The sequence below is a fragment of the Amycolatopsis keratiniphila genome, assembly GCF_000400635.2.
GTDB lineage: Bacteria > Actinomycetota > Actinomycetes > Mycobacteriales > Pseudonocardiaceae > Amycolatopsis > Amycolatopsis keratiniphila.
Genome location: NC_021252.1, coordinates 1,463,751 through 1,483,368, shown reverse-complemented (window position 1 = coordinate 1,483,368; position 19,618 = coordinate 1,463,751). Strand labels below are relative to the sequence as shown.

The following is a 19,618-nucleotide window of genomic DNA, read 5'->3' as shown; positions in this document are numbered from 1 at the left end:
AAGCCGGAAACCGACGAAAGTTCGCGTGGGCTACCTATTTATTTCGACGGCCCGGCGAAGATCATTAGGTAGTCACTCGCCTAGCAGGCGCCAAGCGGTGAGGGCGAGCCTCACCCGCGTCAGGCCGAGCGGGTCGGTCAAGTCGACGGACAGGCTTTTGCCGATCTGGGTCAGCCGCCGCGCCACGCTGCTGTGGTGCAGGTGCAGGGAATCGGCGGCCTGGCGCACGGAACCCGTGGCGCAGTAGGCGTCCAGCGTCCGCAGGTCCTCCGGATCCGCGGCCAGCTTCGTGATCGCGACGACGTCGGCGTTGGCCCGCATGTCCTCCTCCGGGATCCGCGCGAGCAGCGCCAGGGCACCGAGGTCGCGATAGTGGATCACCGGACGGCGCGCGGTCGTGAACCGCAGCGCGGTCGTCGCGTCCTGCCAGGACCGATGCGGGCATTCGGCGTCGCCGATCCCCGCACGGACGTCTTCGGGGAACCGGGCCGGATCCACCGCGGCGGCCAGGATGATGCCGACGTCGCCGAGTGACGCGGCCTTGACCGGGCGCCCGTGGCAGATCAGGCCCCCGATCTTCTCGAGCGGGAGCCCGGACCGGACGGCGACCACGCGGATCGGCGCGTCGCCGGGGAAACCCAGCAGCCGTAAGGCCCGGTTCCTGGCGGCGTCGTCGCTGGCGGAGCTGATCACGAGTTCCACCAGCGCCGGATCGGCCATGGTGGTGCGGGCGGGCCCGTACCGCTCGACGACCGTCGCGACGGCGATCGCGAGGCGGTCCAGCACCGCTTCGTCGAGGGCACCCGGCTCGCCCTCGCGTTCCAGCCAGACCGTGCCGATCTCTTCGTCGTCGAGGGTGACCGCCGTCGTCATGGACACGGGCGCGGAGGCCGGAGCGGCTTCGCGTCCATCGGGGGCCATGCGGATGGTGCGCCCGGTGCTGTGCAGCCGGATGCCCGCCGCGCATTCCGCCAGCCCCGCGGTGGCGCGGGCGAGCGCTGGGAGGTCGACCCGCCGCCGCATCAAGGTGTCGTAGAACATCACGACGCGGATCACGCCCTCGACGTCGGGATCCAGATGCGACAACCGCGCGGCCAGTGCCTCCATGCCGGCGAGCCTACGCGGCGATCGTCGCGCGAAGGGGCGATCACACGCGACGGATGGCGGCCGCCCTCCGGACCGGAAGCCGGAAGGATCATCGTCATGGATCCCGAACTCGAAGCCTTCATCGCCCTGTTCCCCGCGGCGAACCTCGACGACCCGATCGCGGATCGCGAGAAGCTCGCGAAACTGGCCACGTCGGTGCCGCGGCCCGACACGTCGGCCATGGAGGTGGAGGACCGGACGGTGCCCGGCGACCCCGGCGTCCCGATCCGGATCTACCGGCCGCGGGAGGCCCAGGGCGCCATCATCTGGCTGCACGGCGGCGGCTGGGTCATGGGCAACCTCGAGACCGAGCACCCTTGGGCGGCCCGGCTCGCCGAAGCGTCCCAAGCGGTGGTGATCTCGGTGGAGTACCGGCTGGCGCCGGAGAACCCGTTCCCGGCCGCGTTTGACGACACCTACGCCGTGCTGAACTGGACGGCGGACCACGCGGCCGAGCTCGGCGTCTCGCCCGACCGGATCGCGGTCGGCGGGCACAGCGCGGGCGGCGGGCTCGCGGCGGCGACGGCCTTGCGGGTCCGCGACGAAGGCGGCCCGCGGATCTGCTTCCAGCTGCTCAACCAGCCGGGGCTCGACGACCGGCAGGAGTCGTGGTCGGCGCGGAACTTCACCGACACGCCGTGGATGAACCGCGCCAAGATCACCGCCGCTTGGGGGCACTACTTGGCCGGGAAGCCCGCGCCTTCGCCGTATGCCGCCCCTTCGCGGGCCACCGATCTCTCCGGGCTGCCGCCAGCGTACGTGGCCTCCGCCGAGTTCTGCCCCAACCGCGACGAGAACATCGAGTACGCGCTCCGTCTGCTGCAGGCGGGGGTTTCGGTCGAACTGCACCATTGGCCGGGCACCTTCCACGGGTCGCAGGCGATCCTGTCCGCCGAGGTGTCCCGCCGCCAGATCGACGAACTGGGCGGCGTCCTGCGCCGCGCGCTGGCCGAGTCATGACGACACCTACGACAGCCGGGTTGCTGCGCCCGTTCGCCGGGAGTTTCGCCGCCGTCGTCGTGCTGCAGATCGTCGGCGCCGTCTCGGGGTTGGCGCCGCTGCTCGCGGTCGTGGAACTGGGCAGGGCGCTGCTGGCGCCCTGGCCGGTCGACGAGAGCCGGGTCTGGACCGCGGTGATCGTGGGCGCGGCCGGATTGTTCGTCCGGCTGGTGCTCACGGCCGCGTCGTCCGGGATCGGGCATCTGCTCGACGGCCGGGTCCAGCTCACCTTCCGCCGTCTGCTCGCCGACCGCCTCGGCCGTGTGCCGATCGGCTGGTTCTCCGGGCGCCGCACCGGCGAGCTGGCCAAGGTCGTCGGCGAGGACGTCGGCGCCGTGCACCCGTTCATCGCCCACACACCCGGCGAACTCGTCTCCGCCTTCGTCGTCCCGCTGGTGTCACTGGGCTACCTGCTCACCATCGACTGGCGGCTCACCCTGATCACGCTCATCCCGGTGGTGCTGGCGGTGGCGCTGGTCCCGTTGATGATGACGCCCTCCCGGCTGCGTGAGCAGGAGGAGTTCGACCGCGGCATGGCGGGGATCTCGGATTCGGTCGTCGAATTCGTCCAGGGCATCGCCGTGGTCAAGGCGTTCGGCGGAGCGGGCCGCGCCCATCGCAGGTTCCGCACCGCCGCGGACGATTTCGTCGCCACCTTCACCCGGTGGGTGCGAGGGATGGCCGGCCCGGCGGCGGGGATGCAGCTCGCGCTGTCGCCGCCGTTCGTCCTGCTGGTGGTCCTGATCGGCGGAACGCTGCTGATCACCGGCGGCGGCCTCGCCCCGGTCGATCTCCTGCCGTTCCTCGTGCTGGGCCTGGGCTTGACCGCCCCTGTGGCCGCGCTCGGCCACGGCTTCGACGAACTGCAGGCCGCCCGGCGCGCGACCGGCCGGATCCGCGACGTGCTCGCCGTCCAACCCCTGCCGGAACCGGAGAATCCCCTTGTGCCACAAGGGCATCGGATCGAGCTGCGCGACGTCCGGTTCGGCTACGAGGCCGATCGCGAAGTCCTGCACGGTATCGACCTGGTACTCGAACCGGGCACCGTCACCGCCCTCGTCGGGCCGTCCGGCAGCGGGAAGTCCACTTTGGTCACTCTGTTGCCGCGGTTCTTCGACCCCACGGAAGGAAAAGTCCTGCTGGGTGGCGTCGATCTGCGCAAGATCGGCAGCCAGGAGCTGTACCGCAAGGTCTCCTTCGTGTTCCAGGACGTCCGGCTGCTGCGCGCGTCGGTCGCGGACAACATCGCGCTGGCCGTACCGCACGCCGATCTCGACGACGTCGTCCGCGCCGCCCGGCTGGCGAACATCCACGACCGGATCCTCGAACTGCCGCGTGGCTACGAAACGGTGCTGCACGGGGAAACCGGCCTGTCGGGCGGGGAAGCCCAGCGGATCTCGCTGGCCCGCGCGTTGCTCGCCGATACGCCCGTGCTGGTGCTCGACGAGGCCACCGCGTTCGCCGACCCGCAGACCGAACTGGCCGTGCGCCGGGCGCTGGCGACGGCGCGGGAAGATCGGACGCTCCTGGTCATCGCGCATCGCTTGGAGACGGTGGTCGACGCCGACACCGTCGTACTGCTGGAGAACGGCACCATCGCCGAACGCGGCAAGCCCGCGGATCTGCTGACCGGCGACGGGAAATTCGCCGCCTTCTGGCGTTCCCAGCACGCCGCCGAACCACAGGGGGAACCTCGATGATCCGGATGTTGCTGAGCGTCCTCGGCCCCGAACACGCCCCGCCCGTGCGGCGGACCGTGGCGCTGATGACGGTGACCGGGATCGTCGAAGGACTGTCCTACGCGTTGCTGGTCCCCTTGCTGCGGGCGCTGCTCGGGGGCACCCCGGGCGACGCCGTCCCGTGGCTGATCGCGTTCGGCGCGGCCTTCTCGGTGTTCGCGATCCTGCGCTACCGCGCCGATCTCTCCGGTTTCCGCGCCGGGACGACGTTGCTGCGCGGGATGTACCACCGGCTCGGCGACCATCTCGCCCGGCTGCCGATGGGCTGGTACGGCGGGAACCGCGTCGGTGAGGTTTCGGCGCTGGCCGGACCCGGGGTGCTGCAGGCGATGGGCGTGATCGCGCATCTGCTGGCCCCGTTCGTGGCCGCGTGCGTCACCCCGCTGACGATCGTGCTCGTGATCTCCGCCTTCGATTGGCGGCTGGGGCTGGCCGCGCTGATCGCCGTCCCGGTCGTGGTGGCGATCCAGGTGCGAACGGGCCGTTCGACGGCCGCCGCCGACGAAGAGTCCTCCCGGCGCGGAACCGAGGCGACCGGCCGGGTCATCGAGTATCTGCAGGCCCAGCCGGTGCTGCGGGCCGGTGGGCGGGCCGCGGAACGATTCCGGCTGCTCGACGACTCGCTACAGGACCTCCAGCGGGCGAACCGCCGGTCCACCCTGTCGGCGCTGCCCGGTGTCGTGGGGCTGACGTTCACGGTGCAGGCGTTGTTCACCGTCCTGCTGACGCTGGGCGCCTTCCTCGCGCTCGGCGGGGAGATCGGGGCGGCCGAGGTAGTGGCGATCCTCGTCCTGGCCACGCGCTGCGCCGATCCGCTGCTCTCGCTGACGGACATCGGCGGCAAACTCCGCGGCGCGCGTTCGGTGCTGGTGCGGCTCGACGCGCTGCTGCGCACCGAACCGCTGCCGGAGCCGCCGGAACCGGTCCGGCCGGAGCGGCACGATCTGGAGTTCGAGTCGGCCGCCTTCACCCGCGGCGGCCGCGCGGTGCTCGACGGCCTGTCGCTGACCGTCCACGAAGGACAGAAGCTCGCCATCGTCGGCCCGTCGGGTGCCGGCAAGAGCACGGTGCTGCAGCTGCTCGCCCGGTTCCACGACGTGGATTCGGGCGCGGTGCGGGTCGGCGGGGTGGACGTCCGCGCGATGAGCACCGACGACCTGATGTCCCGGATCGCGATCGTGTTCCAGGACGTCTACCTCTTCGACGGCACGATCGAGGAGAACATCCGGCTGGGCCGCCCGGACGCCGACGACGCCGACGTGCGGGCCGCGGCGACGGCGGCCCGCCTCGACGAGGTGATCGAACGGCTGCCCGGCGGCTGGTCCGCGAACGTCGGCGAGGGCGGCGCCCTGCTGTCCGGCGGGGAACGCCAGCGGGTGTCGATCGCGCGCGCACTGCTGAAGGACGCGCCCATCGTGCTGCTCGACGAGGTGACCTCCGCGCTGGACCCGGTCAACGAAGCGGCCGTTCACGAGGGCATCGAACGGCTCATGGCGGGCCGGACCGTGGTGATGGTGGCGCACCGGCTGCGCACCGTCGAACGTGCGGACCACGTGGTCTTCCTGGACGGCGGCCGGATCGCGGAGGAAGGGAGCCACGGCGAACTGGCCCGGCTCGGCGGCCGGTACGCCGGGTTCCTGGAGCCGCAAATCGCTTGACGCCGCCGGGGTACGGCAATGCACTGTGCCCATGAAGATCCGTTCCACGACCGCCGACGACCGCGCCGTCTTCGTCGACACCATGTTCACCGCGTTCGCCCGTTTCCCGGACACCGCGGGCGAGACCTGGTCCGCGCTCGAAATGGACCGGGGCCTGCTCGCGGTGACCGAGGACGGGCGGCCCGTCGGCACGGCCGCCGCGTACTCCTTCGAACTGACCCTGCCCGGTGAGGTCGTCGTGCCGGCCGCCGGTGTGACCGCCGTCGGCGTCCTGCCCTCGCACCGTCGCCAAGGCGTGCTCAGCGCGATGATGCGGCGCCAGCTCGCCGACTTCCGGGCCAGGGGCGAGTTCCTCTCCGTCCTGCTGGCGTCGGAGGCCCTGATCTACCGCCGGTTCGGCTACGGACCGGCGACCTACACCCGGCGCCTGACGGTGCAACGCCACCGGGCCGCCTTCGCCGTCCCCCGGACGGCCGGGGTGGCCACCGGCTCGATCGAAGTGCTGCGCCGGGCCGACTGCGGCGAAATCCTGGAAACCGTCTACGACCGGTATCGCCGCACCCTGCCCGGCGCGCTGTCGCGCCCGCACGGCTGGTGGGAGGCCGGGGCCGGGCAGCCCCCGATCTCCCGGGCACAACGTCATGTCGCCGTGCATCGCGACGCCGACGGAGTCCCGGACGGCTACGCCTCCTACTCGCTCACCGAACCCTCCACACTGACCGTCGACGAGACCATCGCCACCGACGACGCGGTGTCCACGGCGCTGGCCAGGTTCCTGCTCGGGCACGACCTCGTCACCGAAGTCGTGTTCAAGCACCGCCCGCTCGACGATCCGCTGCGCTGGCAGCTCGAAGACTTCCGCGCCGGGGAACTCGGCGGCGACACCGACTGGCTGTGGGTGCGGCTGCTCGACGTCCCCCGGGCACTCACCGCCCGCGGCTGGCAGACCGACGGCGAGCTCGTCCTCGACGTCGGCGACCCGGCGCTCGGCGAACACGGCCGTTACCTGCTCACCGTCCGGGACGGCGAGGCCGCCTGCGTCCCGACAGAGCGGGAACCCGACCTGTCCCTGGACGTGAGCGATCTGGGCTCGATCTATCTCGGCGGCACCACCCCGAGCATGCTCGTGCGGGCGGGCCACATCCGCGCCCATCACCCGGAGGCCGCCGCGCTCGCCGACGCCCTGTTCGGCACCGAGCGTCCTCCGCACTGCCTGCACTGGTTCTGATCAGGTCCGGCGGGTGCCGACCGTGAACAGCAGCGACGCCGCGGTCAGCACCACGCCGAACCACACCACACTGGTGATCCCGGCGTGGTCCGCGAGCAGTCCCGCGAACAACGCCCCCAGGGCGATGGAAGTGTTGTAGGCCAAGGTGTTGAGTGACATGGCGGCCTCGAACGTGTCGGGCGCGGACCGCTGCGTCATGGTGAGCTGGCTCAGCTGCACCACGCCGTAGGACAGTCCCCAGAGCACGAGCGCGATCAGCGCCCCCGCCTGCGCGTGGCCGACCACGAGCAGCAGCACCAGGGACGCCACGAGTCCGGCCGCTCCGACCGCGAAGCTGACGAGCACGTTCTTCGCCACGAAGTGCCCCGCGACGAAGTTCCCCACCGCCCCACCGGCACCGAAGACGATCAGGCACACCGTGACGAAGGCGGGCGACGCCGACGAAGTGCCTTCCAGGAAGGGACGGATGAAGGTGTAGACGCCGAAATGCCCGAGCACGAACAGGACCACGGTGATCAGGACCGACCGCAGGCGCGCGTTCACCCGTGGCAAGCCGAAGACCTCGCGGACCGGGACCGCGTTCGCCGACGGCAGGGACGGGACCAGGACGAGCACGGCGAGGAAGACCAGGACGCTGAGCCCGCTCCAGATCAGGAACGTGGCCTGCCAGCCGACGAGGCGCTCCAAGACGGTGCCCAGCGGCATCCCCAGCACGGTGGCGACGGAGATACCGGACATCACGACCGCCGCCGCCCGGTTGGCGTGGCGGCCGGGGACGATCCGCATCGCCATCCCCACGCCGATGGCCCAGAACGCGCCGTTGGCGAAGCCCATGACGAGCCGGGTCGCCAGTACCAGCGGATATCCGGGCGCGAGGGCGGTGATCAGGTTTCCGGCGGTCAGGATGGCGAGCAGTGTGGAGAGCAGGACGCGCCGGTTGATCCGCCGCGTCCACGCGACCACGAACGGCACGCCGAGCCCGGCCGAGACGCCGTAGAGCGTGACCATCAGCCCGGCGGCACCCACCGAGATGTCCAGGCTGGTACTCACCGGGGTGAGCAGGCCGACGGGCATCAGTTCGGTGGTGAGGAAGACGAACAGGCTGGCGGTGATGGCGGCGACCCCCGCCCAGCCCTTCAGGGTCGAATGCGTGTTTTCGGTTCGGGTGACCATTTCTTCTCTCTCGATTCACGAGCATGACGAAGAAACCCCTGCGGGTACGGCGATTCCGTCCCTGGGGTGCTTCGCTCCAGAAGGATCGACGGCACGCGGGACCACCCCGCGAACCTCTTAGCGCTAAGCTATTCGATGCTTAGCGCTAAGTCAAACGAGTACTCGAGAGAGGGCGTGCGTCAGTCGTCGAGAGCGACATCTCCCAGTGACTGCAACAGGTTTCGCAGCAACACGGCCAGCTCGTCCCGCTCCTCGGCGCTGACCGCGCTCAGAAGCCGATGCTCGGTGTCGACATGATCGGGCAGGGCGCGGTCGATGAGTTCGCGCCCTTCCGCGGTGAGGTCGACCAGCACGCGGCGGCCGTTCGTCTCGTCGGGCAGACGGACGACCAGGCCGCGCTGTTCGAGGCGGTCGAGCCGCTGGGTGACCGCGCCGGAGGTGATCATCGCCGAGCGCATCAGATCGGCGGGGGTCAGCGTGCCGGCCCGGCGCAGGGTCGCCAGGACGTCGAACGACGACCGGTCGAGGTCGTGGCGCGCGAACGTCTTGCGCAGCTCGCCTTCCAGGACCCGGGTCAGCCTGGTCAGCCGCCCGATGACGCCCATCGGGGAAACGTCCAGGTCGGGACGGGCTTCGGCCCACTGGCGAAGGATGTGATCAACGTGATCCGGCACGACCGGAGATTACCCCGGTCTCAGAGCGCGGACGTTCGTTGACACCCCGTAGTGCCACTGCTCTACTCGGACGCATGCGCTGTCCGGCCTGAATCAGTGTCCGCTCATTTCGGAAACACCCGGGAATTCCGGGCGCCGCATGCTGCCCGGAAACCCGTTCGCCCTCACACAGAACGGAATTCACCCATGACCACGACCGAGAACCGCGTCCGATCGGCCAGTGAATGGCTCACCACCGCTCGGGAGGTCGCCGCCGAACTCGCGGTGGACGCGGCCGAACGCGACCGGAAGAACGAGACGCCTTACCCGGAAGTGCGGCTGCTCAAGGACTCCGGTCTGGTGACCCTGCTCGGCCCGGTCGAGCACGGCGGTGGCGGCCAGAGCTGGGAGACCGCCTACCGCGTGATCCGCGAGGTCGCGCGCGGCGACGGCTCGATCGGCCAGCTGCTCGGCTACCACTACCTCTGGGCGTGGGCCGCGCGCCTGGTGGCGACCGACGAGCAGATCGCCGCGGTCGAAGAACTGTACACGCGCAACAACTTCGTGTTCGGCGGCGCGGTCAACCCTCGTGACTCCGACCTGAAGATCACCGAGGACGGCGACGAGATCGTCTACAACGGACACAAATCGTTCTCCACCGGCAGCAAGATCTCCGATCTGACCGTGCTCGAAGGTGTCCTGGAGGGCACCGAGGACCACGTCTTCGCCATCGTTCCGTCCGAACAGGACGGTATCGTCTTCCACGACGACTGGGACAACATCGGTCAGCGGCTCACCGAATCGGGCAGCGTGACCATCACCGACGTCCGCGTCCCGTGGGCGAGCGCGGCGGGCTACGTCGACAAGAAGTTCCACCCCTTGACCTACAACACGCTCAACGTCCCGGCGATCCAGCTGGTGTTCACCAACTTCTACCTCGGCATCGCCCAAGGGGCATTGGAAACCGCGCTGACCTACACCCGCGAGCACACCCGCGCTTGGCCGTACGGCGGCGACGACAAGACATCCGCCGGTGAAGAGTGGTACATCCTCGAAGGCTACGGCGACCTCCAGTCGAAACTGTGGGCGGCCGAGGCACTCGCGGACAAGGCCGGAACCGCGATTTCGGCCGTGCTGCACGCGCCGCGCGAGGAATTGACACCGCAGGCCCGCGGCGAAGTCGCGGTCCTCATCGCGGCCGCGAAACAGCGTGCGATCGAAACCGGCCTCGAAATCGGCACGAAGATCTTCGAACTGACCGGAGCCCGCGCGAGCGCCACGAAATACGGCTTGGACCGGTTCTGGCGGAACCTGCGCACGCATTCGCTGCACGATCCGGTGGCCTACAAGCGCCGCGAAGTCGGTGCGTACGCGTTGCTGAACGAACTCCCGGAGCCCACCTGGTACACCTGAGCCGGCCACCGCGAAGTGACCTCTGGGCACACCGGAGCCGGTGTGCCCAGAGGCCGGATCACTCCTCGAAGCCCTCGTCGCCGCCGTCGAAGACGTCTTCCATGACCTCGCCGAGGATCATGCCGCCGACCACACCGGCCGCGGCACCGGCGACCACGCCGCCCATCCCCGGACCACGCCTGCCGTGGTGACCGTGGTGGTCGTAGTCGTGGCCGTAGTGCTCCTGGTGCCCGCCGAACATGGCGTGCCCGCCGCCGGATTCGGCGACCTTGGCCAGCCAGCCGTCGATGGCCGCGGCCCAGTCGGTGCGCAGCGCCTCCTCGTGCGAAACGTGGAAGCGGCCGAAGGAGTCACCGCCGGACCGGAACATGCCGCCGCGCCTGTCCGCCTCCAGCACCACCACGAGGTCGTCCGGGCTCGCGACGAAGGTCAGCTCCACCTGGCTGACCCGGCCGGCGTAGCGCGACGGCGGGAAGAACTCGATCTCCTGGAAGAACCCGAGCTCCTGCCGGACACCGTGCAACCGCCCGGCCTCGACGTCGGCGCTGCGGAAGGAGAAGCCGAGCTCGCCGAACGCCTCCAGCACCCGGTCCTGCGATTCCAGCGGCCCGACGAGCACCGGGTCGAGGTCGCCCTTGTCCGGCGCGCCGGCGATGACGAGTTCGGTGCGCACGCCGACGACCATGCCCGGCAGCTCCCGCCCGCCCACCGCGCTGATCGGCGTTTCCCACGGCAGGGCGAGCTGGAACGGGACGGTCGTCAGCTGCCCCGCCGTCACCCGCACCTTGCGGCCCGCGCTGACCCGCAGGAACTCCGCGGTCCCGGCCCGCTCGTGGTCGCCGTGCTCGACCTCGACCCTGGTGACCAGCGAAAGCAGGATCTCCTCGATCTGGGCGTCGCTCGAACCGCCCTGGATGCGTACCTGGCCGGTGATCACCTCGCCGGGAACGGCGTGCGGCGAGTCGAGCACGGTGTCGACGGACGGACCGCCGACCCCGAAGGCGCTGAGCATCCGTTTGAACATCAGGGATTTCCTCCGCTGGGTACTGGAACAAGGGGGTACCGGAACACTTCGACTACTACCGAGATCCGCCGCGGCACGCCAGGTGAACCGGGTTAAAAACCCCTAAACGGGCGCGACGTCACTACCTTCTCAGATCGGCCTCGCGGACGTCGTGCAGGTGGATGACGACGTCGTAGGAGCGCCCGAGCGAGATGTCCGCCGGGTCGACGGGGAACAGCGTGCCGATGGTGCGGGTGGGCCGGGCGGTGTCCAGCCAGGCGCGGGCGGCCGGCGGCGCGGTGCGCAGGTCCAGGTAGAAGTCGTCGAACCGGACCCGGTCGAGGGTGTCCTCGTTCGTCCCCGACGGCGCGGCCGGGACGGAGAACCGCTTCCACTCCCCGCCCACCGCGGTGTCCTTGGACAGGAAGGAACCCTCGTCGAAGCTGAACCCGATCGGCAGGTAGCCACGGCCCAGCGTCTCGCGAAGGAAGGCGCCTTGGGTCTTCGGGTAGATCGACGGCATGTCGGGGATGTACGCGACGTGGGCGTTGTGCGCGGAGAGCAGGATCTTGTGCCCGGTCCGCCGCTGCCACCAGGCGACGTTCTGCGCCATCGCCTGGTCACGCAGGATCTGGGCCGCGGGCAGCCCCTTCGGATCCGCGAGGTCGACGGCGAGGAAGCGGGCGGTCTGCGCGACGAACCTGGCGTGCTGCTCGGTCCAGCCGTAGGTGTCCGCGCCGGTCAGGCCCTTGACCAGCTCGAAGGCCTGCTCGGCCTGCGTGGCGAGCCGCCTTCGCTCGTCGACGGGTTTCCGCAGGTAGGCGAACGCGTCGTCGATCGGGCGCAGCCCCGTGTACAGCTCGTTGAGCCGGGGCAGCGCCTCCGGATGATGCCGCCCGATGTAGTCGGTGATCCGCGCGAAGAACGCGTCGTTCACCGAAGGCGCGCCGAGGTCGTCGCCGACGAAGTGCACCGTGCGGTCGGGGTGCGCGCGGTTGTGATCGCGCATCCACCGGATCAGGCTGACGAACTCCTCGCGGTCCCACGGAGACCCGGCCAGCGTGCGCTTCGCGATCTCGCGGGCGTCACCGCGCCCGGTCTGGACGTACTCGTCGATCTCCAGGCCGGCGGACCAGCTGAGCTCCAGCGCGAAGGCCCGGAACCCCTTTTCCTCCACCAGGTAGCGGAACACCCGCTCCTTCATGGTGAAGAACTCGTGGGAACCGTGGGTGGCCTCGCCGAGGCCGACCACCTTCGCGTCGGCGATCATCCCGCCCAGCGCCCGAAGATCAGCGTTGTTCCGGCCGGGTTCGGTCGAGCGCAGCGGATGCGCCAGCCGGTCCAGCGACCGCACCGGATCCCGCCAGGTCGTGGTCGTCTCCGCCGCGAGTGCCGGACTCGCCAGGGGAGCGAGCACCGCTCCCGTCACCATCACGGCGGCGGCCACCACTCCCCGTCTCGCCCACCGCTTCCGGCCGTTCGTCATACCGTTCACCCCTTCGCTCCGATGTCGAAGTCGATCATCGTCCGCGGGCCGGGGCCGGCGCATTGAAGCAAAGCTCCTACTTGGGGTGAGGAAAACCCCACCCCATGAGGAAGCGGGTGGACCCCGCCGCCGGGGTGTGGGACCCGGCGGCGGGAGTCCACCCGCGTTTATCTCCCTCCGCAGCGGCCGTCCGTCACTCCGCGCGCCACAACGCGGGTGTGGACGGCGGCTCCCAGCCGGGCTGGGCGGTGTGCGCCTGCAAGCACACGTAACCGCGACCGCTGTAGGTGACCCGGGCGCCCGCGGAATAGCCGGTTCCCGCCGCCCAGGTCGTCCCGCCGGGCGGGTTGGAGGTCGAAGTCGACGTCGTCGGCGTCGTACTGGTCGGCCGCGAGGTCGAGGTCGGCGTCTGCGGCACGTTCAACACGAAGTCGAACGCGGCCTCCTTGGCCGTGCCCGCGTCCCGGACGGTCATCAGCAGCCGCGGGTCGAAGATCGTGTCGGTGTTGTTGCGCGGCTCGTTGGGGAAGTAGAGCTGCGTGGTCAGCACCGGCCTGCCGGGGGCCTGGACCTTGACGTGGATGTGCCGCGTACGGCCGGGGTACAGGCCGGGCACGATGGTGCTCAGCGAGAACGCGCCCTGGTCGTTCGTGAACTGGTGACCGCGGAAGGTGTACCCCACGTTGTCGTAGGCGCCGTTGACGTCCGCCTGCCAGAAGTCCAGCAGTGCCCGCGCGATCGGCAGGCAGCCGAGCCCGAACACGTAGCCGGACACGGTGAGCCGCGTTCCCGGCGTCCCCGGCGAGACGAGCGAGGTGCGCTGCGGGGAATTCGGCTTGAAGTAAGGACCCTCGGTCTGCGGAATGGTCGGGGCGTCCCCGTCGTCGCAGTACGGGGTCAGCTCGGGTGTCTTGCCGCTCTCGACGGTGGTGCGCGCGAGTGCGGGACCGCCGATCAACGCGACCGGAGCCGCCACACCCGCCGCGAGCGCGGCCTTCAGCACAGTCTTTCGGCTGAGCTTGTTCTCTTCGTCCATACCTGCTCCTCGTGGGGGCTTCGGGAATCACCCTCGACGGTATGGAGAAGATCAGCTGCGGACGATGGACTGGGATGGTCAGTCGTGGTGAATCTCCGGGGGCGAGTCTCCGGTCCGGCGATAATCACCGGGGCTCAACCCCGTTTCCCGCCGGAAGAACCGGCAGAAATACGCGGGATCCGCGAAACCGACGCGGCTGGCGACCTGCCGCACGGTGAGGTCGGTGCCGAGCAGGAACCGTTTCGCCTCCCGTGTCCGCGCTTCGCGCATCAGTTGTGCCGCCGTGCGGCCGGTCGCCGTTTTCACCGCGTCGGTGAGATATCCCGGTGTGACCCCGATACGTTCCGCGAGCGCGCCGACCGACCAGAGCCCGAGATCGGGCCTGCCGAGCAACCGGGCGAATTCCGTGCCCACCGCCTGCGCCCTCGCGGGCGGACGGGGATCCGCGAGCCCGGGAAGCCGTCCCGCCCGCACGATCAGCACGTGCATCAGCGCTCGCAGCACCGAATCGGTACCCTGCCCGCCACAACGGAATTCCTCGTCGAGTTCGGCGACCAGCCGCGCCGTCTCCTCGGCCGCGCGTTCGTCGAGCCGCCACGGCTGCTGGCTGAGCCTTCGCAGGGTTTCGCGATCCGACGGATGTTCGAGCAGGAAATCGTCGGTGAACAGCACGACGAATCCGCTGAGATCGCGGGCATCCCAATGATGCACCTGCCCCGGTGTTATGACCGCGAGTTGCGGCGGCCCCAATTCCCAGCGGGTGAAATCGATGACGTGGTCGCCGGCGCCGCCGGTGACATGGACGATTTCGTAGAAGGTGTGCCGATGCGGGAACGACGCCCGCGACATCGGCCCGATCGTGTCGAATGTGCCGACCGTGAACGGCAGGGCGTCCGGCGCGCGGACCTCCAGCCGATGCAGTGGCAATTCCCCCGCCTTCGGTTTCAGGCAAGGCGTCCTCGGCAACACCGTCGTTCCGCGCATGGATCGGTCCCTTTCACCACACTGGGGAATGAAAAGTCTAGACCAATATGCGGGCGGTGACTGCCGACGGAAGTCGCTTCTCCCCCGCCCGGTACAGTCGTGATCATCGACGCACGTCCGAAGGGTCACCACGCGATGTCTCCCACCAAGTCGCGCGGTCGGGCCTGGTGGTCGCTCGGCGCGTTCGCCGCCTTGTCGCTGGCGTGCGCCGTGGCCCTGATGACGGCGGGCACTTCCCACAGCGATCTGGAGATCTACCGTTTCGGCGTCGACACCCTGTGGAGCGGCGGCGATCTCTACGGCGCGTTGCCGCTTTCCGACGCCGGCATCCCCTTGCTGTTCATCTACCCGCCCTTCGCCGCACTGGTGCTCACCCCGCTGGCACTGGTGCCGTGGACGGGCGCGGTGCTGGTGCTGTTCGCGCTCAGCCTGGCCGCGCTGGGCATCACCTTCTACGGGATCGTCCGCACGCTGTGGCCGTCCGGGGACCGGCGGAAGGCGTTGCTCGCCGCGTCGCTGGCGATCACCCCGGCGCTGTTCCTCGAACCGGTCCGCCAGACGCTCGGCTTCGGCCAGATCAACCTGTTGCTCATGGGCCTCGTCGCGGCCGACTGCCTGCTGGCGCGGGGTCGTTACCGGGGCATCGGAGTCGGTCTCGCCGCCGCCGTCAAGCTGACACCGATGGCGTTCCTGCTGTTCTTCCTGGTACGCAAAGACTTCCGCGGCGCGCTGACCGCGGTGGGCACGTTCCTGGCCGCCTCGGCCGTCGCGTTCGCGGTCGCGCCGGAGGCCTCCGCGCGTTACTGGTTCGGCGGCTTCGCGGGGGCGTCCGGGATCAGCGGGACTTCGTTCCACACCAACCAGACCTTGCAGGCCGTGCTGGCCCGGTTCGGCGTCGAGTCCGCCGCGAAACCGCTGTGGATCGTCCTCACCGGTGTGCTGCTGATACTGGTGACGGTGACCATGTACCGCTCGGCGCCGGTGCAGGCGTTGCTGCTGAACGCGACGTTCGCCCTGCTCATCTCCCCGACGTCGTGGTCGCATCACTGGGTGTGGATCGCCCCGGCGCTGTTCACCACCGCCGCCTTCGCGGTCCTGCATCGCCGAGATCGCCGCCGTGCGGCAGGCTGGCTGGCCGTCACCGGCGTCGTGGCCACGATCTTCGTCGCGGCACCGTTCCGGTACTTCCCGGCCTTCGACCGGCCGGGCCAGACCTGGACGACCACCCAGCAGTGGCTGGGGAACTGCTACGTCCTCGCGGGTCTGGTCTTCCTCGCCGTCGCGGGTTCGCTCTCCCTGCGGAAACGCGTTTAGCCGGCTGAACGCGATCGAGTTCCACCTCGAGGACCACTCCGGCCTGTCGCCGTATCTGCAGCTCGTCCGCCAGGTGCGGCAGGCGCTGCGGCTCGGCTTGCTCGCCGAGGGCGACCAGCTGCCGACGGTCAAGGAAGTGGTGGCCCGGCTGGCGATCAACCCCAACACCGTGCTCAAGGCGTATCGCGAGCTCGAACACGAAGGCCTCGTCGCCGCGAGGCCGGGCTCGACGACGAGAGCATCGAGGCGCTGTTCATGACGACCTTTCGGACCGTCGCCGGAGAGGAAATAGCATGACCGCCGTCCTGCGAACCGAGGGTCTCGGCAAGAGATACGGCAGGAACTGGGCGCTTTCCGAGTGCACGCTGGACATCCCGGCCGGGCACGTGGTGGGGCTGGTCGGCCCCAACGGAGCGGGCAAGACCACGCTGCTGAACATGGCCGCCGGCCAGCTGCCGCCGACCACCGGCCGGATCACCGTGCTGGGCGGTCGCCCCGGCGCGAACCCGGCCCAGCTCGCCAAGGTCGGCTTCGTCGCGCAGGACACCCCGACCTACGCCGGTCTGACTGTCGAAGACCATCTGAGGCTCGGCGCGCGGCTCAATCCCGGCTGGGACGACGCGCTGGCCAGGGACCGCATCGCCCGCCTCGGTCTCGATCCCGCGCGTAAGGCCGGGAAACTGTCCGGCGGTCAGCGCGCCCAGCTCGCCCTCACCCTCGGCGTGGCGAAACGGCCGGAACTGCTGATCCTCGACGAACCCGTCGCCGCGCTCGATCCCTTGGCGCGCCGCGAATTCCTGCAGGGGCTGCTCGAAGCCACCGTCGAGCAGGAGCTGAACGTGGTGCTGTCGTCCCATCTGGTCTCGGATCTGGAACGCGCCTGCGACTTCCTGATCGTGCTCATCGACTCCCGCGTGCAGGTGTCCGGCGAGGTCGAGACCCTGCTCGCCACCCACCACCGCCTGACCGGCCCGCGCCGCGACGCCGCCAGGCTCCCGTCGAACCAGCACGTCGTCTCGGAAAGCCATACGGACGTCCAAAGCACCTTCGTCGTCCGCACCGAGGAACCCATTCACGATCCGGCGTGGACGGTGAGCAAGCTGAGCCTCGAAGACCTCGTCCTGGCTTATCTGACCAAAACCACCACGAACCACCGGCGGATCCTGGAGGTCCGGAGATGATCTGGCTGACCTGGCGTCAATTCCGGCTCCCGGCCGCGGCCGTGTTCGGGGCACTGGCGGCGCTCGCGCTCGTCCTGGCCGTCACCGGGCCCGCCATCTCCGGCGAGTACGCCACCGGGATCGCGACCTGCGCGGGCGACACCGCCGCCTGCGACGACTTCATCGAGCGCTTCCTCAACGACCACCAGAACACCTTCCTGGCCGTCACCGCGCTGGTGCTCCTGCTGCCCGCGCTCATCGGCCTCTTCTGGGGCGCGCCGCTGTTCACCCGCGAACTCGAGGCGGGGACGCACCGTCTGATCTGGAATCAGAGCGTCACCAGGACACGGTGGCTGGCGGTGAAATTCGGGATCACCGGGGTGGCCGCGATGCTGGCCGGTGGCGTGGGCAGCCTGCGGTGACCTGGTGGGCGACCACCTTCGAACAGGCCGCCGTGAAGGACTTCCCGCGGCTTTCGGCGATGGTGTTCGACGCGCGCGGCGTCGTCCCCATCGCGTACTCGGCGTTCGCCTTCGCGCTCGGCGTCACCATCGGCATGCTGGTGCGCCGCAGCCTGCCCGCGATGGCCCTGACGCTGGCCGCGTTCGCGGTGATCCAGGTCGCCGTGCCGATCGTCGTCCGGCCCCATCTGCTGCCCGCGATCGACGGGACCTTCGAGCTCTCTCCGTCCACTGTGGATGGAATCGGCCGGAACCCGAACACCGGGGTATTCCATTTCGAAGCCAAGGCACCGGATCCCGGTGGCTGGCTGCTGTCGGGCGAAACCGTCGACGCCGCAGGCAAACCCGTCGAGAACGTCACGATGCCCACGTCCAGCGGCGCGTGTTCACCGTCGGCGCCGCCCGGCGGCCGGGGCACCGGTGCCGATCCGATGGATCTGTGCCTGGCCGAAATCAACCGGCTCGGCTATCGACAGCATCTGGTCTACCACCCGCCGACGCGATTCTGGCCGTTCCAATGGATCGAGAGCGCGCTGTATCTGGCGCTCGCCCTCGGCCTCGCGGGATTCTGTTTCCGGTGGATCCGCCGCCGTCTCGCCTGAAAGGACCTCGATGCTCGACCTGACCGGTACCACCACCCTCGTCACCGGGGCCAGCGGCGGGATCGGCCGCGGCATCACACTGCGCTTCGCCGAGGCGGGCAGTGCCGTCGCCGTGCACTACCACCGTGACAAGGCCTCGGCGCTCGCCGTCGTCGAACGGATCCAGGAGGCGGGCGGCACCGCCGAGGCGTTCGCCGCCGACCTCACCGACGACGACGAATGCCGACGGCTCGTGACAGCTGCCGCCGCCTGGGCCGGGCGGCTGGACACCTTGGTCAACAACGCCGGCGTGCAGCCGATCGAACCGCTGCCGGAGATGTCGGCGCAGAGCTGGCGCGCCGTCCTCGACGCGAACCTCACCAGCGCGTTCTCGTGCACCCAGGCCGCGGCCGAAGTGATGAAGGGCGGCAGCGTCATTCATATCGCCTCGATCGAAGCGGCCCAGCCCGCGCCGGGACACGCGCACTACAGCAGCGCGAAGGCCGCCCTGGTCATGCACGCCCGAGCCGCCGCGCTCGAATACGGGTCGCGAGGACTGCGCGTCAACTCCGTCTCCCCCGGCCTGATCGACCGGCCCGGCCTTGACGACGCCTGGTCGGAGGGCGTCCATCGTTGGCGACAGGCCGCGCCTTTGGGCAGGCTCGGCACTCCTGGGGACGTCGCGAACGCCTGCCTCTTTCTCGCTTCGCCGCTCGCGTCGTGGATCACGGGGCACAACCTCACGGTGGATGGAGGCGTCTCCGCGCGTCCCACTTGGTAGACAAGCACGGCGAAGCTCCTGGTCGAGCGAGTGATCCTGGTCGTGAACTCCAGTGCCTGACGGGTGATGTTCCGGGCGCCATACTGGTCTTCATGACCCCAGCCAAAGTCCACTTGAGGGCATTCACCGAGGCCGACCTCGCCTTTCTCGACCGCCTCTGCACGGATCCCGATGCGCTCGGCGAGTTCGACTGGCCCGGATTCGGTGATCCGAGGGCACGCCGCAAGCGATGGGAGATCGACGGGTACATCTCCGCCGAGTCCGCGGCGGTGGCGATCGCGCGGGCCGACGACACGGTTATCGGCATCGTCAGCTGGAAACCTCGCGGCTTCCCCTTGGGTGTCACCTACGAGATCGGCGTGGGGGTGCTACCCGAGCATCGTGGACAGGGGGTGGGCACGGCGGCGCAGAGGCTGCTCGTGGACTATCTGTTCGGCCGCACGACCGCGAACAGAATCGAAGCCCTCACCAATGGCGGTAACCTCGGCGAGCAGAAAGCCCTCGAACGCCTGGGGTTTCGCCGGGAAGGGGTCATGCGCGGCAGGTCCTTCCAACACGGCGAGTATGTCGATGTGCTCGTCTACGGTCTGCTCCGCTCAGAGCATTGTCCCGGAACGCCATGAGCACTCCTTCCACCTGTTCAGAGTGAGGTGGAAAAGGCTCCGCGTACATCGAGGGCGCTGCGACGGCTTGGCGCGGAGCACCCGTATCGCCTCCATCGGCACGGTGAAAAGGACCGAACCCCGCGTCCACCCGCTTGGCGAATCATCTTGCCAGGACCCACTCAAGATTGTTTGACAACA

General features: G+C 69.6%; 18 protein-coding genes and 1 pseudogene. 12 read left to right on the top strand and 7 right to left on the bottom strand.

The features are described from left to right. Nucleotides 1-72: 72 nt before the first annotated feature. A complete protein-coding gene (locus AORI_RS48145; RefSeq protein ID WP_016331821.1) occupies nt 73-1,107 on the bottom strand; it encodes a PucR family transcriptional regulator in 1,035 nt (344 codons plus the stop codon). Between the two features lie 96 nt (nt 1,108-1,203). On the opposite strand from AORI_RS48145, the gene AORI_RS48140 reads away from it, so the two are divergent. The 4 genes from AORI_RS48140 to AORI_RS48125 are packed head-to-tail and all read left to right on the top strand — an operon-like array spanning nt 1,204 to nt 6,770. After that, entirely contained in the window at nt 1,204-2,106 is a 903-nt protein-coding gene (locus tag AORI_RS48140; protein ID WP_016331820.1) for an alpha/beta hydrolase, read from the top strand. Continuing rightward, on the top strand, nt 2,103-3,845 hold the full coding sequence (locus AORI_RS48135; protein ID WP_043847937.1) for an ABC transporter ATP-binding protein: 1,743 nt from the start codon (nt 2,103-2,105) through the stop codon (nt 3,843-3,845). Before AORI_RS48140 ends, AORI_RS48135 begins: the two co-directional genes overlap by 4 nt. After that, entirely contained in the window at nt 3,842-5,542 is a 1,701-nt protein-coding gene (locus AORI_RS48130) for an ABC transporter ATP-binding protein (protein WP_016331818.1), read from the top strand. The genes AORI_RS48135 and AORI_RS48130 overlap by 4 nt, the downstream gene beginning before the upstream one ends. Before the next feature lie 31 nt (nt 5,543-5,573). After that, a complete protein-coding gene (locus AORI_RS48125) occupies nt 5,574-6,770 on the top strand; it encodes a GNAT family N-acetyltransferase (protein WP_016331817.1) in 1,197 nt (398 codons plus the stop codon). On the opposite strand, the gene AORI_RS48120 is transcribed toward AORI_RS48125, so the two are convergent. Beyond that, a complete protein-coding gene (locus AORI_RS48120; RefSeq protein ID WP_016331816.1) occupies nt 6,771-7,943 on the bottom strand; it encodes an MFS transporter in 1,173 nt (390 codons plus the stop codon). Between the two features lie 179 nt (nt 7,944-8,122). Continuing rightward, nucleotides 8,123-8,617 (bottom strand): MarR family winged helix-turn-helix transcriptional regulator, encoded by a 495-nt coding sequence (locus AORI_RS48115; protein WP_016331815.1) that lies wholly within the window; start codon nt 8,615-8,617, stop codon nt 8,123-8,125. Between the two features lie 186 nt (nt 8,618-8,803). Here AORI_RS48115 and AORI_RS48110 point away from each other — a divergent pair, with 186 nt between their 5' ends. After that, nucleotides 8,804-10,009: an acyl-CoA dehydrogenase family protein gene (locus tag AORI_RS48110; RefSeq protein WP_016331814.1), complete on the top strand. Its 1,206-nt coding sequence runs from the start codon at nt 8,804-8,806 to the stop codon at nt 10,007-10,009. 58 nt (nt 10,010-10,067) lie between these two features. On the opposite strand, the gene AORI_RS48105 is transcribed toward AORI_RS48110, so the two are convergent. From AORI_RS48105 to AORI_RS48090, 4 genes are all read right to left on the bottom strand, one after another. Beyond that, nucleotides 10,068-11,033, bottom strand: coding sequence for a sporulation protein (locus tag AORI_RS48105; protein ID WP_016331813.1), 966 nt, complete (start codon nt 11,031-11,033; stop codon nt 10,068-10,070). A gap of 121 nt (nt 11,034-11,154) precedes the next feature. Then, nucleotides 11,155-12,498 carry an erythromycin esterase family protein gene (locus AORI_RS48100; protein WP_016331812.1) on the bottom strand — a complete coding sequence of 448 codons (1,344 nt, stop codon included), beginning with the start codon at nt 12,496-12,498 and terminating at the stop codon, nt 11,155-11,157. 193 nt (nt 12,499-12,691) lie between these two features. Then, on the bottom strand, nt 12,692-13,534 hold the full coding sequence (locus tag AORI_RS48095; protein ID WP_016331811.1) for a dioxygenase family protein: 843 nt from the start codon (nt 13,532-13,534) through the stop codon (nt 12,692-12,694). 78 nt (nt 13,535-13,612) lie between these two features. Continuing rightward, nucleotides 13,613-14,518, bottom strand: a complete 906-nt coding sequence (locus AORI_RS48090) for an AraC family transcriptional regulator (protein WP_016331810.1) — start codon at nt 14,516-14,518, stop codon at nt 13,613-13,615. Between the two features lie 135 nt (nt 14,519-14,653). Between AORI_RS48090 and AORI_RS48085 the strand changes: the two genes are divergently transcribed. From AORI_RS48085 to AORI_RS48060, 7 genes and pseudogenes are all read left to right on the top strand, one after another. Beyond that, nucleotides 14,654-15,832: a glycosyltransferase 87 family protein gene (locus AORI_RS48085; protein WP_228688313.1), complete on the top strand. Its 1,179-nt coding sequence runs from the start codon at nt 14,654-14,656 to the stop codon at nt 15,830-15,832. Nucleotides 15,833-15,836: 4 nt separating this feature from the next. Continuing rightward, nucleotides 15,837-16,067, top strand: a pseudogene (locus AORI_RS82150) (GntR family transcriptional regulator); the annotation flags it as partial. A gap of 58 nt (nt 16,068-16,125) precedes the next feature. Further along, nucleotides 16,126-17,013: an ABC transporter ATP-binding protein gene (locus AORI_RS48075; RefSeq protein ID WP_016331807.1), complete on the top strand. Its 888-nt coding sequence runs from the start codon at nt 16,126-16,128 to the stop codon at nt 17,011-17,013. Then, nucleotides 17,010-17,414: a hypothetical protein gene (locus AORI_RS83990; RefSeq protein ID WP_200870961.1), complete on the top strand. Its 405-nt coding sequence runs from the start codon at nt 17,010-17,012 to the stop codon at nt 17,412-17,414. The genes AORI_RS48075 and AORI_RS83990 overlap by 4 nt, the downstream gene beginning before the upstream one ends. Beyond that, nucleotides 17,411-18,055 carry a hypothetical protein gene (locus tag AORI_RS83985; protein ID WP_200870960.1) on the top strand — a complete coding sequence of 215 codons (645 nt, stop codon included), beginning with the start codon at nt 17,411-17,413 and terminating at the stop codon, nt 18,053-18,055. Before AORI_RS83990 ends, AORI_RS83985 begins: the two co-directional genes overlap by 4 nt. 10 nt (nt 18,056-18,065) lie before the next feature. Further along, nucleotides 18,066-18,815, top strand: a complete 750-nt coding sequence (locus tag AORI_RS48065; RefSeq protein ID WP_016331806.1) for an SDR family NAD(P)-dependent oxidoreductase — start codon at nt 18,066-18,068, stop codon at nt 18,813-18,815. A gap of 92 nt (nt 18,816-18,907) precedes the next feature. Beyond that, nucleotides 18,908-19,438, top strand: coding sequence for a GNAT family N-acetyltransferase (locus AORI_RS48060; protein ID WP_016331805.1), 531 nt, complete (start codon nt 18,908-18,910; stop codon nt 19,436-19,438). Nucleotides 19,439-19,618 lie beyond the last annotated feature (180 nt).

Coding starts and splice junctions, on each gene's coding strand:
- AORI_RS48145 (WP_016331821.1), bottom strand. CDS start 1,107: ATGGAGGCACTGGCCGCGCGGTTGTCGCATCTGGATCCCGACGTCGAG.
- AORI_RS48140 (WP_016331820.1), top strand. CDS start 1,204: ATGGATCCCGAACTCGAAGCCTTCATCGCCCTGTTCCCCGCGGCGAAC.
- AORI_RS48135 (WP_043847937.1), top strand. CDS start 2,103: ATGACGACACCTACGACAGCCGGGTTGCTGCGCCCGTTCGCCGGGAGT.
- AORI_RS48130 (WP_016331818.1), top strand. CDS start 3,842: ATGATCCGGATGTTGCTGAGCGTCCTCGGCCCCGAACACGCCCCGCCC.
- AORI_RS48125 (WP_016331817.1), top strand. CDS start 5,574: ATGAAGATCCGTTCCACGACCGCCGACGACCGCGCCGTCTTCGTCGAC.
- AORI_RS48120 (WP_016331816.1), bottom strand. CDS start 7,943: ATGGTCACCCGAACCGAAAACACGCATTCGACCCTGAAGGGCTGGGCG.
- AORI_RS48110 (WP_016331814.1), top strand. CDS start 8,804: ATGACCACGACCGAGAACCGCGTCCGATCGGCCAGTGAATGGCTCACC.
- AORI_RS48105 (WP_016331813.1), bottom strand. CDS start 11,033: ATGTTCAAACGGATGCTCAGCGCCTTCGGGGTCGGCGGTCCGTCCGTC.
- AORI_RS48100 (WP_016331812.1), bottom strand. CDS start 12,498: ATGACGAACGGCCGGAAGCGGTGGGCGAGACGGGGAGTGGTGGCCGCC.
- AORI_RS48095 (WP_016331811.1), bottom strand. CDS start 13,534: ATGGACGAAGAGAACAAGCTCAGCCGAAAGACTGTGCTGAAGGCCGCG.
- AORI_RS48090 (WP_016331810.1), bottom strand. CDS start 14,518: ATGCGCGGAACGACGGTGTTGCCGAGGACGCCTTGCCTGAAACCGAAG.
- AORI_RS48085 (WP_228688313.1), top strand. CDS start 14,654: ATGTCTCCCACCAAGTCGCGCGGTCGGGCCTGGTGGTCGCTCGGCGCG.
- AORI_RS48075 (WP_016331807.1), top strand. CDS start 16,126: ATGACCGCCGTCCTGCGAACCGAGGGTCTCGGCAAGAGATACGGCAGG.
- AORI_RS83990 (WP_200870961.1), top strand. CDS start 17,010: ATGATCTGGCTGACCTGGCGTCAATTCCGGCTCCCGGCCGCGGCCGTG.
- AORI_RS48065 (WP_016331806.1), top strand. CDS start 18,066: ATGCTCGACCTGACCGGTACCACCACCCTCGTCACCGGGGCCAGCGGC.
- AORI_RS48060 (WP_016331805.1), top strand. CDS start 18,908: ATGACCCCAGCCAAAGTCCACTTGAGGGCATTCACCGAGGCCGACCTC.